Origin of the sequence: Romboutsia weinsteinii, from assembly GCF_002250835.2 — a bacterium.
GTDB classification, from domain to species: Bacteria; Bacillota; Clostridia; order Peptostreptococcales; family Peptostreptococcaceae; genus Romboutsia_A; species Romboutsia_A weinsteinii.
The window spans coordinates 56,921-72,233 of record NZ_NOJY02000003.1; the positions used below are offsets into that span (position 1 = coordinate 56,921).

The 15,313-nt window shown below is 32.0% G+C and carries 18 protein-coding genes; 3 read left to right on the plus strand and 15 right to left on the minus strand.

Annotated features, from left to right (window positions below; genetic code table 11):
• Window positions 1-96: 96 nt before the first annotated feature.
• From CHL78_RS02295 to ruvC, 11 genes are all read right to left on the minus strand, one after another.
• Entirely contained in the window at window positions 97-1,509 is a 1,413-nt protein-coding gene (locus tag CHL78_RS02295; RefSeq protein ID WP_094368634.1) for a YfcC family protein, read from the minus strand.
• A gap of 36 nt (window positions 1,510-1,545) precedes the next feature.
• Window positions 1,546-2,889, minus strand: coding sequence for a M20 family metallopeptidase (locus tag CHL78_RS02300; RefSeq protein WP_094368635.1), 1,344 nt, complete (start codon window positions 2,887-2,889; stop codon window positions 1,546-1,548).
• 204 nt (window positions 2,890-3,093) lie between these two features.
• Window positions 3,094-3,237: a six-cysteine ranthipeptide SCIFF gene (scfA, locus tag CHL78_RS02305; protein WP_094368636.1), complete on the minus strand. Its 144-nt coding sequence runs from the start codon at window positions 3,235-3,237 to the stop codon at window positions 3,094-3,096.
• A gap of 64 nt (window positions 3,238-3,301) precedes the next feature.
• Complete coding sequence (locus CHL78_RS02310; RefSeq protein ID WP_094368637.1) at window positions 3,302-3,664, minus strand: TIGR04086 family membrane protein; 363 nt, start codon at window positions 3,662-3,664, stop codon at window positions 3,302-3,304.
• A 57-nt stretch (window positions 3,665-3,721) separates the two neighbouring features.
• On the minus strand, window positions 3,722-4,009 hold the full coding sequence (gene yajC / locus CHL78_RS02315; RefSeq protein ID WP_094368638.1) for a preprotein translocase subunit YajC: 288 nt from the start codon (window positions 4,007-4,009) through the stop codon (window positions 3,722-3,724).
• 87 nt (window positions 4,010-4,096) lie between these two features.
• Entirely contained in the window at window positions 4,097-5,218 is a 1,122-nt protein-coding gene (gene tgt, locus CHL78_RS02320) for a tRNA guanosine(34) transglycosylase Tgt (protein ID WP_116041181.1), read from the minus strand.
• A 17-nt stretch (window positions 5,219-5,235) separates the two neighbouring features.
• Window positions 5,236-5,739: a phosphate-starvation-inducible PsiE family protein gene (locus CHL78_RS02325; protein ID WP_116041183.1), complete on the minus strand. Its 504-nt coding sequence runs from the start codon at window positions 5,737-5,739 to the stop codon at window positions 5,236-5,238.
• 10 nt (window positions 5,740-5,749) lie between these two features.
• Window positions 5,750-6,775 (minus strand): tRNA preQ1(34) S-adenosylmethionine ribosyltransferase-isomerase QueA, encoded by a 1,026-nt coding sequence (queA, locus tag CHL78_RS02330; protein ID WP_116041185.1) that lies wholly within the window; start codon window positions 6,773-6,775, stop codon window positions 5,750-5,752.
• 147 nt (window positions 6,776-6,922) lie between these two features.
• A complete protein-coding gene (ruvB, locus tag CHL78_RS02335) occupies window positions 6,923-7,939 on the minus strand; it encodes a Holliday junction branch migration DNA helicase RuvB (RefSeq protein WP_116041187.1) in 1,017 nt (338 codons plus the stop codon).
• Between the two features lie 66 nt (window positions 7,940-8,005).
• The gene (ruvA, locus tag CHL78_RS02340; RefSeq protein ID WP_094369182.1) at window positions 8,006-8,608 is read right to left on the minus strand and encodes a Holliday junction branch migration protein RuvA; all 603 of its coding nucleotides are present in this window, start codon (window positions 8,606-8,608) and stop codon (window positions 8,006-8,008) included.
• Entirely contained in the window at window positions 8,601-9,110 is a 510-nt protein-coding gene (ruvC, locus tag CHL78_RS02345) for a crossover junction endodeoxyribonuclease RuvC (protein ID WP_094369181.1), read from the minus strand. Before ruvC ends, ruvA begins: the two co-directional genes overlap by 8 nt.
• A gap of 156 nt (window positions 9,111-9,266) precedes the next feature.
• Between ruvC and manA the strand changes: the two genes are divergently transcribed.
• Window positions 9,267-10,217: a mannose-6-phosphate isomerase, class I gene (manA, locus tag CHL78_RS02350; protein WP_094369180.1), complete on the plus strand. Its 951-nt coding sequence runs from the start codon at window positions 9,267-9,269 to the stop codon at window positions 10,215-10,217.
• Window positions 10,218-10,286: 69 nt separating this feature from the next.
• On the opposite strand, the gene CHL78_RS02355 is transcribed toward manA, so the two are convergent.
• Window positions 10,287-10,886: a BofC C-terminal domain-containing protein gene (locus CHL78_RS02355; RefSeq protein WP_094369179.1), complete on the minus strand. Its 600-nt coding sequence runs from the start codon at window positions 10,884-10,886 to the stop codon at window positions 10,287-10,289.
• A gap of 159 nt (window positions 10,887-11,045) precedes the next feature.
• Between CHL78_RS02355 and CHL78_RS02360 the strand changes: the two genes are divergently transcribed.
• Together CHL78_RS02360 and CHL78_RS02365 are read left to right on the plus strand one after the other, a co-directional pair.
• The gene (locus CHL78_RS02360) at window positions 11,046-11,366 is read left to right on the plus strand and encodes a hypothetical protein (protein ID WP_094369178.1); all 321 of its coding nucleotides are present in this window, start codon (window positions 11,046-11,048) and stop codon (window positions 11,364-11,366) included.
• A 153-nt stretch (window positions 11,367-11,519) separates the two neighbouring features.
• Window positions 11,520-11,843 (plus strand): DUF1540 domain-containing protein, encoded by a 324-nt coding sequence (locus CHL78_RS02365; protein WP_094369177.1) that lies wholly within the window; start codon window positions 11,520-11,522, stop codon window positions 11,841-11,843.
• Between the two features lie 105 nt (window positions 11,844-11,948).
• Here CHL78_RS02365 and CHL78_RS02370 read toward each other — a convergent pair whose 3' ends face one another.
• The 3 genes from CHL78_RS02370 to CHL78_RS02380 form a co-directional block, all read right to left on the minus strand.
• The gene (locus tag CHL78_RS02370) at window positions 11,949-12,788 is read right to left on the minus strand and encodes a MurR/RpiR family transcriptional regulator (RefSeq protein ID WP_094369176.1); all 840 of its coding nucleotides are present in this window, start codon (window positions 12,786-12,788) and stop codon (window positions 11,949-11,951) included.
• Window positions 12,789-12,808: 20 nt separating this feature from the next.
• Window positions 12,809-13,888 carry a DUF871 domain-containing protein gene (locus CHL78_RS02375; RefSeq protein ID WP_094369175.1) on the minus strand — a complete coding sequence of 360 codons (1,080 nt, stop codon included), beginning with the start codon at window positions 13,886-13,888 and terminating at the stop codon, window positions 12,809-12,811.
• A gap of 61 nt (window positions 13,889-13,949) precedes the next feature.
• A complete protein-coding gene (locus CHL78_RS02380) occupies window positions 13,950-15,302 on the minus strand; it encodes a PTS transporter subunit EIIC (protein WP_094369174.1) in 1,353 nt (450 codons plus the stop codon).
• Window positions 15,303-15,313: the final 11 nt, after the last annotated feature.

A 15,313-nucleotide genomic window follows, 5' to 3' on the forward strand; every position in this document is an offset into this window, starting at 1 on the left:
AGTTATAGGCAATAATATTATATAAAATTAAAGGGCATCAACTTAATAGTTGATACCCGTAAACTCTTACTACAAAACCAATATTATCCTATAAAATTAGAATCCTATATATAATCCTACTGTTAAAAATGCCATACATGTTACTAGTAATATAGCTAATAATGGTAATACAAATCTAAACCATTTATCCCAAGGAATTCTTGCAACTGCTAGAGCACCCATTAATACTCCTGATGTAGGAGTTATCATGTTAGTTAACCCTGTACCGAATTGGAATGAAGTTACTATCTCTTGACCAGATACTCCAACTAACTCTCCTAGTGGTGTAAGTACTGGAACAGTAAGTGATGCAAGTCCTGAAGATGATGGTATTAAGAATGCTAATGCATTTTCAAGTAATAATGTTAAGTTTATAAATACAGCTTTTGGAAGTCCCTTTAAGAATTCTGCTGCTGAATTTAATATTGTATCTATTATAAATCCATTTTGAGCAACTATTACTATACCTCTAGCTAAAGCTATTGCAAGAGCTGCTGATATCATATCTCCTGCTCCACCTATAAATGAAGATACTATTTGAGTTTGCCCTAATCCTCCAACTATTCCTGATAATAATCCTATTATACAGAATATCATTGCTATCTCTGGTATGTACCATCCTTGAGATAATACTCCCCATACCATAGTTATCATACCAACTATAAATACTACTAATACAGCCATTTCTTTTCCTGTAAATTTCTTTATCCCTGAATCATCCATTACGAAGTGAGACTTGTTCTTCTTATCTAAATCATAAACTATTGATTTCTTAGGATCTTTTTTAACTCTATGAGCATAAATCATAACAAATCCAATTGATATAGCCATTAATATAACAAACATTATTGCTCTATACTGCACTCCTGACCCTGGCGCTATATCTGCAAGTGCTTGTGCTATCCCTACTGAGAAAGGATTTATTGTAGATGCTGCAACACCTGTTGCTGCTCCCATAAATACTACTGCTATTCCTGTTAAAGAATCATAACCAAGACTGGTCATCAGAGGTATAAATATCATATAAAACGGAAGTGTTTCTTCACACATTCCAAATGTACTACCTCCCAGAGCAAATAAAATCATAGACACGGGAATAATTAAAAACTCTAATCCCCTCATCTTAGAAACTGCATGTCCAATACCAGCTTCTATAGCTCCGGTCTTATTTACAATACCAAATGCTCCACCAACTAAAAGTACGAATCCAACAACTTCTGCAGCATCAATAAATCCATTTATAGGAGCTGTAAATATATCTGTTACACCTTGAGGATTTGAATCAACTTCTTGATATGTCCCCGGTACAACTACACTTCTACCATCTACATCTTCTCTTGCAAACTCTCCACTTGGAACTATCCAAGTAAGCCCTGCCATAAGAACTATAAGTGAAAATATTATAGTAAATGTGTGAGGTATTTTAAATCCCTTTTTCTTTTCCTTTTCTTTTGCTTTTGAATTACTCATATTCAGTCCCCCATTTCCCTAATCTTGAAATATATATTATTTTAATAATTCATAAACTGAAAGTGCATATATTTCCGTAGCTTTCATAAGATCGTCTACAAATATATATTCATTTGCTTGATGCTCTGTTTTTGGCTTTCCTGGGAATACAGATCCAAAAGCAACACAGTTATCAAGCGCTCTTGCATAAGTTGCTCCACCTGAAGAAAGCGGAGTAGAATCTAATCCTGTCTCTTCTTCAAATACCTTTCTTAGACTCTTGACTAAGAAGTTATCTTCTGGAACATAGATAGACCCTAACCAATCATGTTCACTATATTCTAAGTTATGCTTACTAGATATTTCTTTTAAATTATCTACTACATCCTCTTTTTTATATGTAACAGGTATTCTTATATCAACACCTAAGCTCTCTTTTTCTTTTGTAAGCTCTAATTTACCTATATTGAAAGTTAACTTTCCAGACACATCATCTTTACAATCTTTTAATATATTGTTAGCATTTGCATCTTCACCAATTACTTGAGATATAAAGTCTATAGTATTGCTTCTTTCCCCTATATTATAAAGTGCTATACATAGCCTAGAAATAGCATTTTTACCAGTATCAGATACTGCTGAATGAACACCCTTTCCTATTACGCATACTTTACCATCTTCACAAGTATACTCAAACCCTAACTTCTCAAGCTCAGCTTTAAGTTCATCTACTTTTGATCCAGTATATATAGCTTTGTCTGGAACAGAATTTAATGCACCCCCACATTTTAACTCTATGTTAGATGAGTTTTCACTAGATAAATACACTTGTAAAAGACCCTTTTCTGCATTTATCATTGGGAATTTTGAATCTGGAGTAAATCCATAGTTTGGTATTTCTTCATTATTTTCTTTGTACTTAGCAATATCTCTCCAAAGATTTTCTTCATCTGTTCCAAATATAAATCTTACCCTTTTATCAAACTTAACCCCTAAATCAAGAAGTGCCTTAACAGCATATATACAAGCTATAGTAGGACCTTTGTCATCTTGAGTTCCTCTTCCATAAAGTTTACCATCTTCAATTACACCTTCATAAGGAGGATGTATCCAGCTTTCTAATTCCCCTTCTGGAACTACATCTAAGTGACCTAATATACCTATAAGTTCCTCACCTTCGCCAACTTCAGCATATCCATAGTAGCCATCTTTATAAACAGTTTTAAATCCAAAACTATCACAAAGTTTTAGAACTTGTCTTAAGCTCTTATCAATTTCTTCTCCAAATGGACAACCTTCTGTTGCTTCAGCAATTACACTAGGCATCTTTATACTTTCGCATATAGATGAAATTAAATCATCATGCAATTCATCAATTTTTTTCTTTATCTCTTCCTTCATACAACAAGCCCCCTTATTTACTATTTAGCCAGATTATACCATATTTATTTATATAAAAAAATATATTCATCGTTTTTTGACAGAATATTTCAAAAAAATAAAGTAATATATTATTTTCACTTATTTTATAAAAAATAAAAAGAGATAAATCATAATATAAATATCATGATTTATCTCTTTTTATTTGCCTAATAAATTAAATTATTATCTTTCACACTCTTGGTTAGCAACTGTACAAGAAGTTTTGCAAGCTGATTGGCAAGAAGTTTGGCATTCACCACATCCACCTTTAGCAGCACTGTTCTTTAAAGTAGCTTGAGATAAAGTTTTTACGTGTTTCTTTTCCATAAGTCTAGACCTCCTCTACAAAATTTATATACTGATTATATCATAAATTTCCCAGTTATGGAACTTATTTAAAGTTCACTCCTAGGACTCCACCGATGCCTCCAGCTATGCTTGTTAAGCCTACTTTGTATAGTATGTCAATTTCAAACACAAAATTATCTTGAGCTAAATATACTATTAATATAAGACATACTATGTACATAACACCTACTAAAAGTCCATATATAAGACCCTTTTCTTGTATGTTCTTAGAAGCATAAAAACCTCCAAAAGCTGCTGATGCTGTAGTAATAAATGATGATGCCATAGCTATTGTACTTCCGGACATACTTGTAAAAGTAAGTAGCAGGTTATATATTAATAGTACTACTAAAGTTAATATGTATGAATATCCCAGTCCTTTTAACACCGAATTAGTTTTTTCCATAAAAATACCTCCCCTCACAATATATTTATATTCAAGGGAAGGTACTTACATTACAAATTATTCAACTTCTTCTTTTTTAGCTTCAACAGTACCTATAGCCCACTTTTCAAATGGTACTTTAGTTCTGTTAGGACCTAATTCTAATATTACACAATCTTCTTCAACCTTAGCAACATTAGCGATTATTCCACCTATAGTAGTAACTTTATCTCCTACTTTTAAGTTTTCTCTCATCTCTTTTAATTGCTTGTCTTTTTTCTTTTGTGGTTTTATTAATAAGAAATAGAACACTGCAAATACAGCTACCCACATAACTATTCCCATTATCATTTGTTGTTGTGGCATTTTATTCACTCCTTCAGCAAATATCAAAATTTATTTCATTTCTATAAACATTATATATTAAAATGATTATAAATAATAGTCTAAATCTTATAATTCATATCCATATTTCTTGAAGAATTCATCCTTGAAGTCTAATAATCTATCTTCTCTTATAGCTTCTCTTACTTGTTCCATTAATTTAAGTAAGAAGTGTAAGTTGTGCGTAGTTATAAGTCTAGATGCTAGTATTTCATTAGCCTTAACTAAGTGTCTTATATAACCTCTTGTGTAATTTTTACAGCAGTAGCAATCACACTCTGGGTCAAGTGGCGAGAAGTCTCTTGCATATTTTGCATTTCTAACTACTACCTTACCTTCACTAGTCATTGCTGTACCATTTCTAGCTATACGAGTTGGAAGAACACAGTCAAACATGTCTATCCCTCTTATAACACCTTCTAATAAGTCATCAGGTGAACCAACACCCATTAAGTATCTTGGCTTATTTTCAGGCATTAGAGGTACAGTGTAGTCAAGTACTTCATACATTAAGTCCTTTGGCTCTCCAACACTTAAACCACCTACTGCGTATCCTGGTAAGTCTAATTCTAATATTTCTTTAGCTGATTGCTCTCTTAAGTCTTTGTACATTCCACCTTGTATTATTCCGAATAATGCTTGGTTTTCTGTATTCTTATGAGCTTCTTTACATCTGTGTAACCATCTAGTAGTTCTTTCTAAAGATTTCTTTACGTAATCTCTATCAGCTGGGTATGGAGCACACTCATCAAATGCCATCATTATATCTGAACCTAAAGCATTTTGTATTTCCATAGCTTTTTCTGGACTTATAAAATGCTTTGATCCATCTATATGAGATCTGAAGTTTACACCTTCTTCAGTTATTTTTCTAAGTGGTCCTAGACTGAATACTTGGAACCCACCACTATCTGTAAGTATCGGCTTATCCCAGTTCATAAACTTATGAAGCCCGCCTGCTTCTTTAACTAAATCATGTCCTGGTCTCATATATAAGTGATAAGTATTACTTAATATTATTTGAGATCCTATTTCCTTTAATTCCTCTGGTGTCATTGACTTAACAGTTGCTTGAGTACCAACAGGCATAAATATAGGAGTTTCTATTACTCCATGTGGAGTATGTAATCTTCCTAATCTTGCTCCACTTTGCTTACAAGTTTTTATAAGTTCGTATCTTACTGCGCTCATATTAATTCTCCTTAGTGTTAGTGTTTGTCACGAACAGTTTGCTTATCCTCTATACACTTTTCACGCTCTTCTTCTGTCTCACAGACTTCACAATCGTCATAGTGTATACTAGTTATGTTCATATTACTGTTGTCTTTAGTTAGTAAATATTTTCTAATAGCAAATAATCCTGCTATAGCTATTACCCCTATTAACACATCTGCCATACCCTCACTCTTAGGAAGTAAAAGCATCTTTCTCGCTATTGCATATAAAAGAACTTCTATCAATGCTCCTGGTATGTGAAGAGATAACATTACTACAAGTTCTACTCCTATAACTAAAAGCAGTATTTGTCCTAACATATCGTTCATTTGGCTGTATTGTACTATTGTATCAAATTCTACAATATATGCTTGCCAAATCATTCTAAGTATATCTATTGTTCCTAAAAATACAGCTATTAAAACTACCATAGCTAAAATTGATTCAAAAATATAAGCTATCCTTAATGATGTATTACTCTTATTTATATTATTCATTATTTTCCCCCTATTTTACTATCATTGCATCTCCAAAGCTGAAGAATCTGTATTCATTTTCTACAGCAGTTTCATATGCATTTAGCACGCTTTCCTTATTAGCTAGGGCACTTACTAACATTATTAATGTTGACTCTGGTAAATGGAAATTAGTTATAAGTCTATCCACAATCTTAAATTTGTAGCCAGGATAGATAAATATATTAGTCCATCCACTAGACTCTTTTATAACTCCATTTTCATCACTTGCTGACTCAACCGTTCTACAACTAGTAGTCCCTACACAAATTACATTCTTACCATTTGCTTTTGCTTTATTTATCTTTTGGGCTGCTTCTTCATCTACCATGTAGTATTCTGAATGCATCTCATGGTTTAATACATCGTCAACCTTAACTGGTCTAAATGTACCAAGACCTACATGTAAAGTAACAAAGGCAATATCTACACCCTTATCCTTTATTGTTTGTAATAGGTCTTCAGTAAAGTGTAGTCCTGCTGTAGGTGCTGCTGCCGAACCGTTATGTTTAGAATATACAGTTTGGTATCTTTCCTTTTCTTCTAGTCTTTCAGTTATATATGGAGGAAGTGGCATGTTTCCTAACTCATCTAAAACTTCTTCAAATATTCCTTCATAATGAAACTTCACTATTCTAGATCCTTCTTCAGCAAGTCCTACGACTTCTCCTACTAACTTTCCATTTCCAAAAGAAAATTTAGTCCCAACCTTTGCTCTTTTACCTGGCTTAACTAATGCTTGCCAAGTGTCATCTTCAGTTCTTTTTAATAGTAAAAATTCTATCTTACCTCCAGTGTCAACCTTCTCACCTATTAATCTAGCTGGTAAAACTCTAGTATTATTAAGTACTAGACAGTCTCCTGGATTTAAATAATCTACTACATCTTTAAATATCTTGTGCTCAATCTCTCCCGTTTCTCTGTCTAAAACCATAAGTTTAGAACTTGATCTATCTTTTATTGGAACTTGAGCTATTAATTCGTCTGGTAAATTAAAATAAAAGTCACTTGTTTTCAAAATAAAACTTCCTTTCAAAAAATATATGCACATACAATGATAACAAAAAAATCGTATTTTTTCTATACAAATATGCCTATACCTATATTTATCTGGTGTTTATTTAGTGTTTATTTTTGTAGTAGTTACTATATTTTTATCTTTAGATTATTTATTAGGGTATTGAATATTTAAATGTTCATAAGCTAGGGGCATAGCTATTCTTCCTCTAGGACTCCTATTTATAAAACCTAGTTGAAGTAAGTATGGTTCATATACATCTTCTATAGTATTTCTGTCTTCTCCAATAGATGCAGCTAGTGTGTCAAGACCAACTGGTCCACCTTTGAACTTCTGTATTATAGTAAGCAATAACTTTTCGTCTACATCATCAAGCCCCAAACTATCTACTCCTAGAAGTTCTAGCGCTTGATTTGCAACCTCATCAGTAATATTTCCATCTGCTCTTACTTGAGCATAGTCTCTTACTCTCTTTAGTAATCTATTTGCTATTCTTGGTGTTCCTCTAGAACGCTTTGCTACTTCCATAGCTCCTCCAGCTTGTATCTCTGCTCCAAGTATAGTAGCTGATCTCATAACGATTTGTGCTAATTCATCAACTGTATAATAATCTAGTTTACAAATAACTCCAAATCTATCTCTAAGAGGATTTGTAAGCATACCTGCTCTAGTAGTAGCTCCTATCAATGTAAACTTTGGTAAATCAAGTCTTATACTTCTCGCCGAAGGTCCCTTACCTATTATAATATCTAGGCAATAGTCTTCCATAGCAGGATAAAGTACTTCCTCGACACTTCTATTTATACGATGTATTTCATCAATAAATAAAACATCATTTTCATTAAGATTTGTAAGTATAGCTGCCAAATCCCCAGCTCTTTCTATAGCTGGTCCTGAAGTAATCCTTAGGTTAACTCCCATTTCATTAGCAATTATACTTGATAATGTAGTTTTACCAAGCCCTGGAGGACCATATAAAAGTACATGATCTAGTGGCTCATTTCTAGACTTTGCTGCCTCTATAAAAATGTTTAATTGTTCTTTTGTCTTTTCTTGTCCTAAGTAATCATCTAAAGATTTGGGTCTTAGATTGTTTTCTATGTCAACATCATCATTTTGCATTGTAGATGTAATTATCCTGTTTTCATCTTCAAAATCAAACATGTGCTTCCCCCTTTATATTTATCCATATGGATAATAGTTTATACATTCTATACTGCTATATTTAACTTATCTTAGCGACTTGCTCATTATATAAGTTAAAGATTTCTTTATAATATCTTCCGTATTCATACCATCTTTTTTGCACTTCTCTACAGCTTCCTTCGCTTCTGGTGCAGAGTATCCTAGTGCTAATAAAGCATCTACTGCCTCATCTTGTGATATTCCTATTGGTGCCTGGCTTAATAATGTAGGCTCAAACTCAACATTATTCTTGTCTACCTTATCTTTAAGTTCTAAGATTATTCTTTCAGCCGTCTTTTTACCAACACCTGGAGCCTTTGATAATTTTGCTATATCTTCGCTTAGTATAAAAGCTCCTATCTGTCCTGGAGATGCAAAAGATAATATTCCAAGACCTACTTTAGGTCCAATTTTTGATACAGATGTTAGTAATTCAAACATTTTTAACTCTTCTTGACTACCAAATCCACAAAGACTCATATCATCTTCTCTCACTATAAGCTTAGTATATATTTTAGCCATTTTTCCTAATTGTAAATCCTTTATCGTGTTTGATGAAACATTTATTTTGTAGCCTATATTATTATTTTCTACTACTATACTGTCTAAACGAATTTCTTCTATTGTTCCTTTTATATAACTATACATATTTGCCCCCTATGTTTTTTAAAGTTTTCTCTAATTTATTGGCATGAGCATGACAAATAGCAACTGCTAAAGCATCTGCCACATCATCTGGCTTTGGCACACTCTTTAAGTTTAAAAATGATGTAACCATCTGCTGTACCTGAGCCTTTTGAGCTCTTCCATAACCTACTACTCCTTGCTTTACTTGAAGAGGAGTATATTCATATACTGGCTTTCCATTATGAGCACAAGCGAGCATAGTAACTCCTCTAGCTTGAGCTACTGTAATTGCAGTTTTAACATTTTTATTGAAGAATAGTTCTTCTATGCCTATTTCATCTATGTTATATTTCTTTATGATTAAGTCTATACCTTTATAGACAAGCTCTAATCTTTGTAGCATATCCATACCTGCTGGTGTAGTTACTGCACCATAATCTATTACTCTAAACTTATTGTTCTTATACTCTACTATTCCAAATCCTACTATAGCTATTCCTGGATCTATTCCTAAGATTATCATTTTATTTTCCTTCCACAAAACTTATGTTCTAAATTATTATATCACAATATGGGCTCAATATAAAAATGTTCATGCTTACCTAAGCATATTACACTTATCAAATCAATCTTGTTAATATATAATATAAACTATATAACTATTTGGCGGAGGTAAGATATGCAACCATTATTTTTAAAACCTATTCTAATGGATAAAATCTGGGGTGGGGATTCATTAAAAACTAAATTCAATTACGATATACCAACTAACACTACTGGTGAATGTTGGGGGATAAGCGCTCATCCAAACGGTGACTCTGAAATCACTAATGGTGATTATAAAGGAAAGACTTTATCTTATCTTTGGGAAAACCATAGAGAGTTATTTGGAAATATGAAGGGGGAAAAATTCCCGCTACTTACAAAAGTACTTGATGCTAACGATAACCTTTCTGTACAAGTGCATCCAGATGATGAGTACGCTCAAGTACATGAAAATGGAGAGTTAGGAAAAACTGAATGCTGGTACGTAATAGACTGTGCAGAAGATGCTGATATGATAATAGGTCACAATGCATCATCAAAAGAAGAACTTGAAGAAATGATAAAGAATAATGAGTGGGACAAGCTTCTTAGAAGTATAAAAATCAAAAAAGGTGATTTCTTCTATGTTCCAAGTGGTACAATACATGCACTTTGCAAAGGTACTTTAATACTTGAAACTCAACAAAACTCTGATACAACTTACAGAGTTTATGATTATGATAGAAAAGACGATAATGGAAATCCTCGTGAACTTCACGTTGAAAAGTCTATAGCTGTCTCTACTACTCCTCACAAAGAAACTAATGAAGAGTTTAAGATTTCTAAGGGAGAAAACTTTACTTGCACTACTTATATAAGTAATGAATTCTTCAGTGTTTATAAGTTAGACATAGAAGGTAAAGCTGAATTTAACCATGACCAACCATTCTCTTTATACAGTATAATAGAAGGTTCTGGTAGCATAACAGTTGAAGAAGAGAACACTACTTTTGAATTAAAGAAAGGTGATCACTTCATACTACCTCACAACTTAGCTAAATTTACTTTTGGTGGAGAAATGGAAATAATCGCTTCTCACATGTAATTTATATATAAAATAGGCTGTCTAACACGAATTAATTTTGTGCTTGGACAGCCTTTATTATTTAATATATTAACTTCCGAAATCTTCTAATCTAGAATATGCGTCATCTTCTGTCTCTACTACTACACCTTTTTTAATTTCACTTTGTGCTGTTTTTGGAAGTGATTCTATTGATATAGAAGTTTTCTCTAATAACTTCTTATTTCCCTTAGCATCATATTTATAAAGTCCTATATTTCCCTCGTTGCTTTCTATAGTATATTTATTAGCTTTTGATTCATCATTTGTTGACATTACTTCTGATAATACGATTTCATATTTACTCATATTTTCAATTGTTCTATCTGGATACTTATCTTTTAAATAAGCAACTATTTCGTCTTTTGATTTATTTATTAATTCTTGTGGAATAGTTCCTATCATAATAGGTCCTTCCTTGCTGTCACTTCCATCTTCATTTTTCTTTTGAACCCACATTTCACAATCCTTGTTTAGTTCAAAAACTTCCTTGGATTTTTCATTACTAGTTTCCTCAACCTTAGCTTGATTTTTATTACTGTCAATATTTCTAGTTTTTATTCCTAAGTAGATTCCGCTACTTAATACAAGTACTCCTATTAAAATCAAAACTGGAATTCTCCATTTTGTTGGCTCTTTTTTTTCAAACATAACATAACCTCCTTCTACATATTATTTTTTCCACCTTAGATTTTCTTATACAATATAGGTAAATTTTAGTAGAATTATATATCTATATAGTTGTCTCATTTCTCTAATTTCATACATATTATAATGTATCTTTTTTATTTTATATGAGGAGGGGTTGGAATGAGTGCTTATATCAGAATAATCTACGATAAATTAGACTTTCTTGAGTTTAAACAAAACATACTTTTTTTAAAACAACCTCAGCATAAGGCCTCTGTTTTTAATGAACTTTCTCTCGATGATTTCTTGAAGATCCGAGATTTTACAAGGGATGTTGAAGAGAAAATTAATGACGGCAAAGTATTAAGCTTTGAAGATTATGAAAAGGGATTATTTGAAGTTTGGCCTCCTATAAGATCCTATCCTGCATCTTCTACTCTTATTGCTAAGGCTCTTATGAGTGCAGGGAACTATGACAAACTATTTCAACATAATAATTAATTGTGTTTATTCTTTCAACTTAAAGATGGTCTCTATAAATTTTATAGACTATCTTTTTGTTTGCTTGTTTTATAAATTCGAAAATTATAGCTATACTTTCTTAAAAATTTGGCGATACTCCTAAATGATTATATATTGTTAGGAGGTAATATTATGGAAAATATTAGTTGTAGTGTAATAAACTGTTCTCACAATGATGGTGGGACTTGTTATGCAAATAAAATATCTGTAAATGGTAAAAAGGCACGTACAAGCGTACATACTTGCTGTAGCTCATTCTTAGATGAGTCTGTATATAGCAATTTAACAAATAATACTAATGATAATGGATCTTGTAAAATAGCACTATGTAATGTTAAGACTTGCACTTACAATGCGGGTACAGTTTGCTCTCTTCATGACTTAGCTGTGACTGCAAATGCTAGCAATGCTAATCTTTATTCAGAAACTTCTTGCGCTAGCTTTAAATGCAAATAACATACTACATATGTTTTGAATTAAAAGAGGTGCATTTAGAAAATTCTAAATGCACCTCTTTTTTTTACAATCAATTTAATAATGTGATGTTACTTCGCCTTAGGCTTATTTTAATACTTTTACAAGCTCTCTTGTCGCCATAAGCTTAGCTTCATTTTCTTTTATATCATTTTGAATAAGAGCTATATATATAATATCTACTAGAGTTAGCATTGCTATTCTCGATGATATCGCCCCTTCTCTTAGGCTATTTTCTACATTTGAAACATATAGATTAATATCACATAAACTACTCAAACTACTTTCTCCAAACTTTGTAATACCAATACATGTAGCTTTGTTACACTTTGACTTTTTCATAGATTCTACTACTTCTTTAGATTCCCCAGAATAAGATATTCCTATTGCAACATCTCCTTCAGTAACATTGTTTGAGCTCATAAGTTGCATATGTGAATCAGTAAATGTGATAGTGTTCTTGTTGATTCTAACCAATTTCATTTGTAAATCTTGAGATACTAAAGAAGAACCACCTATCCCATATATATATACTTTTTTAGCTTTTTGAATATAGTCTACAGCATCTTTTATATCTTTATTATTATTAAGACTTACTGATTTATATATGGTATTAGCATTTTTATTACTTATACTTTCTATTATAGAGTCTAAGCTAGATTTTTCATCAATATAAGCATACTCTGACTTAGATTCATTATTATCCTTTTCTTTTGCAAGTTCAATTTTAAAATCTGAAAATCCATCATACCCTAATTTTCTGCAAAATCTAACTATACTAGCTGTACTCCCACCACAATTATTAGCAAGACCACTAACAGTCATTTTACATACTTCTTCTTTATTATCTAAAACGTAATCTGCAATTTTCTTATCAACTTCTGTTAAATTCTTATATACTTGATTTAATTTTAAAATACAACTCACCCTAAAAACCACCTTTATTATTATCTATTATTTTTAATAATATCAAATTTTACATCATCTGATATATACTTAATTAAAAATAAATCTTCATCTATTATTTGACCTATTACATTTATTCTATCATCTTTTGGCAGGTCTTTTCTACATATTTGTAATTCACACATATATCTAAGGTATTTTTTATTGTCTACAGTTATAGCCCCTTCTTTTCTTTCTATATTATTATTTTCCGGCTCTATAACACTCTTTAAGTTAAATCTCCCCTCAACAGCTCTAACAACATCACAAGCAGAATCACTTCTATCAGTAAGTATATTATTATTTATAAGATCTAATACTTCTTCATTTATTGTGAATAAATCGGCTCTAAGTTCTACACTACTCTTTATACTACCTACAGATTTTAACTCATCATAGCCCGCTATTGCATCTCCAAAATAAACATTATCACATCCAAGTGCAAATAGATGTCTAGCACTATTGTATGGCTTCTCATTTCTATGCATCTCTAACGTTGGTAATCCTTCGTATACTGGGCCTCTTTTATTTATTAAAGATGGTATAAATGCAGATACCTCAATACCTAAGTCCTGTATTATTTCATTCTTAATAACTAAACTTTCTTCTGATATGCCTGTGTTATTTCTTGGATAGTAGTTGTGACACGCTATAATATTATCATAATTTGGATTATGCTTATCTAATTTTTTTAGATACTTTTTAGTAAGCGTGCTAGCATTTAGTTCTATTTTTATACCTATATCATTATTACTAAAAGCTGCTACTTCTTCTTCGCTAAATCCAAAGTCTAATCTAAGTATCTCTACTCCCATCTCCTTAAATGAAGCTAAATTATTTTTCTCTATCTCTAAAAATTCAAATGCATTATTAGATATATCGCAACTAACTATCATATTAAGCTTTTTAGCTTCTTCTAAAAATATTTTTATATCTTTTGCTAGTACTTTGTAATCGGCTTCTGGTATGTGTAGAGATGTAAATACTCTATCAAACCCCAAGCTCTTTGCACTTTTCATATACTCTATGTTATCACTTAAGCTATTTTCTAACCCAAAATAAACTGAAATTCCTTTTTGCATAACTTTATCTCCTTCATATACAAAATGGCTAAAGACATAAAGCCTCTAGCCATTTTTATTTTTATTCAGCAGGATCTTCAAATCCTAATAAATTAGTAGCTATAAATCCACCTATATAAGCTGCAGCTATACCTAATAAATACTGCATCGGTAAGTTAGTAAGTATAGCTAAAGGAATACCTGATACACCCATTGCTATAGCCCCTACTTTGAATATTGCTATCACAGCGCCACCACAAGCTCCACCTATTGCAGCTCCCAAAAATGGCTTTCCAAGTGGTAATGTAACTCCATATATAAGAGGTTCTCCTATACCTAATACACCTATTGGTAAAGCTGACATTATAGTCTTCTTCAATCTAGCGTTTTTAGTTTTCATATATATTGCAAATGATGCCCCTACTTGTCCAGCACCTGCCATTGCAAGTATCGGAAGTAATGTAGTCATTCCAAAGCTTTCTATTAATTGAGCATGTATTGGAGTTAATCCATGGTGAAGACCAGTCATAACTAATGGTAAGAATAATCCTCCAAGTAAGAATCCTGTAAATGCTCCACCTTTTTCTATCGCTACAGTTGTTGCTACACCTATAGAGTCAGCTATGAACCCACCCACTGGTTGTATAACAAATATTGCCACAATAATACTTAATAATATTACTAATAATGGTGTTATAAATAAATCTAATGTTTCTGGAACTATTTTTCTTATCTTCTTTTCTAAGAAACATGCTAGAGCACATACTGCAAGCACTGCTAATACTCCACCACGTCCAGGGACTAAATTATTCCCAAATAAAACTATATCTGATAATGCAGCCGAGCTCATTATTGCAGCTAGTGTTCCACCTATCATTGGAGATCCACCAAACTCTTTACTTGCATTAACACCTACTAAAACATTTATTACTCCGAATACTCCATTACCTACAACAGCCATTAACATACCTATAGTTGTTGCAGACCATCCATCAACAAACTTACCTAATAAATTACTTAGAGCAAGCACTAATCCACATCCTATAAATGCTGGTATTAATGGAATAAATATATTTGCCACTTGTTTAAGAAGTAACTTAAACGGTGTTTGATTCTTTTGCTTTATTTCACTTCTTAAATCACTAGCAGTATCCACTTCTCCAACTTTTTTACCAGTCAACTTTGAGAATTCTTCACAAACCTTATTAACTCTACCTGGACCTAATATTATTTGAAGTTGACCCTCTTGTTCAACTACCCCCATAACACCCTCTATTTTTTTCAATTCATCTTGAGAGAATATGCTAGTATCTTTTATTCCTAATCTTAATCTTGTCATACAGTGAGATACAGATATTACATTTTCTTTTTCACCTACGATATTGTAGATTTGTAATGCAATTTCATAAGCTTGGTTCTTTGATTTGTCAGCCATCTTAGCTCCCC

Excerpts from the sequence above, each read along its gene's own strand:
- CHL78_RS02365 (WP_094369177.1), top strand. The coding sequence starts at position 11,520 with ATGGAAAATATTAGTTGTAGTGTAATAAACTGTTCTCACAATGATGGT.
- CHL78_RS02310 (WP_094368637.1), bottom strand. The coding sequence starts at position 3,664 with ATGGAAAAAACTAATTCGGTGTTAAAAGGACTGGGATATTCATACATA.
- CHL78_RS02360 (WP_094369178.1), top strand. The coding sequence starts at position 11,046 with ATGAGTGCTTATATCAGAATAATCTACGATAAATTAGACTTTCTTGAG.
- CHL78_RS02355 (WP_094369179.1), bottom strand. The coding sequence starts at position 10,886 with ATGTTTGAAAAAAAAGAGCCAACAAAATGGAGAATTCCAGTTTTGATT.
- CHL78_RS02300 (WP_094368635.1), bottom strand. The coding sequence starts at position 2,889 with ATGAAGGAAGAGATAAAGAAAAAAATTGATGAATTGCATGATGATTTA.
- CHL78_RS02295 (WP_094368634.1), bottom strand. The coding sequence starts at position 1,509 with ATGAGTAATTCAAAAGCAAAAGAAAAGGAAAAGAAAAAGGGATTTAAA.
- CHL78_RS02375 (WP_094369175.1), bottom strand. The coding sequence starts at position 13,888 with ATGCAAAAAGGAATTTCAGTTTATTTTGGGTTAGAAAATAGCTTAAGT.
- ruvA (WP_094369182.1), bottom strand. The coding sequence starts at position 8,608 with ATGTATAGTTATATAAAAGGAACAATAGAAGAAATTCGTTTAGACAGT.
- CHL78_RS02325 (WP_116041183.1), bottom strand. The coding sequence starts at position 5,739 with ATGAATAATATAAATAAGAGTAATACATCATTAAGGATAGCTTATATT.
- scfA (WP_094368636.1), bottom strand. The coding sequence starts at position 3,237 with ATGGAAAAGAAACACGTAAAAACTTTATCTCAAGCTACTTTAAAGAAC.
- ruvB (WP_116041187.1), bottom strand. The coding sequence starts at position 7,939 with ATGTTTGATTTTGAAGATGAAAACAGGATAATTACATCTACAATGCAA.
- ruvC (WP_094369181.1), bottom strand. The coding sequence starts at position 9,110 with ATGATAATCTTAGGAATAGATCCAGGAATAGCTATAGTAGGATTTGGA.
- tgt (WP_116041181.1), bottom strand. The coding sequence starts at position 5,218 with ATGAGCGCAGTAAGATACGAACTTATAAAAACTTGTAAGCAAAGTGGA.
- yajC (WP_094368638.1), bottom strand. The coding sequence starts at position 4,009 with ATGCCACAACAACAAATGATAATGGGAATAGTTATGTGGGTAGCTGTA.
- CHL78_RS02380 (WP_094369174.1), bottom strand. The coding sequence starts at position 15,302 with ATGGCTGACAAATCAAAGAACCAAGCTTATGAAATTGCATTACAAATC.
- manA (WP_094369180.1), top strand. The coding sequence starts at position 9,267 with ATGCAACCATTATTTTTAAAACCTATTCTAATGGATAAAATCTGGGGT.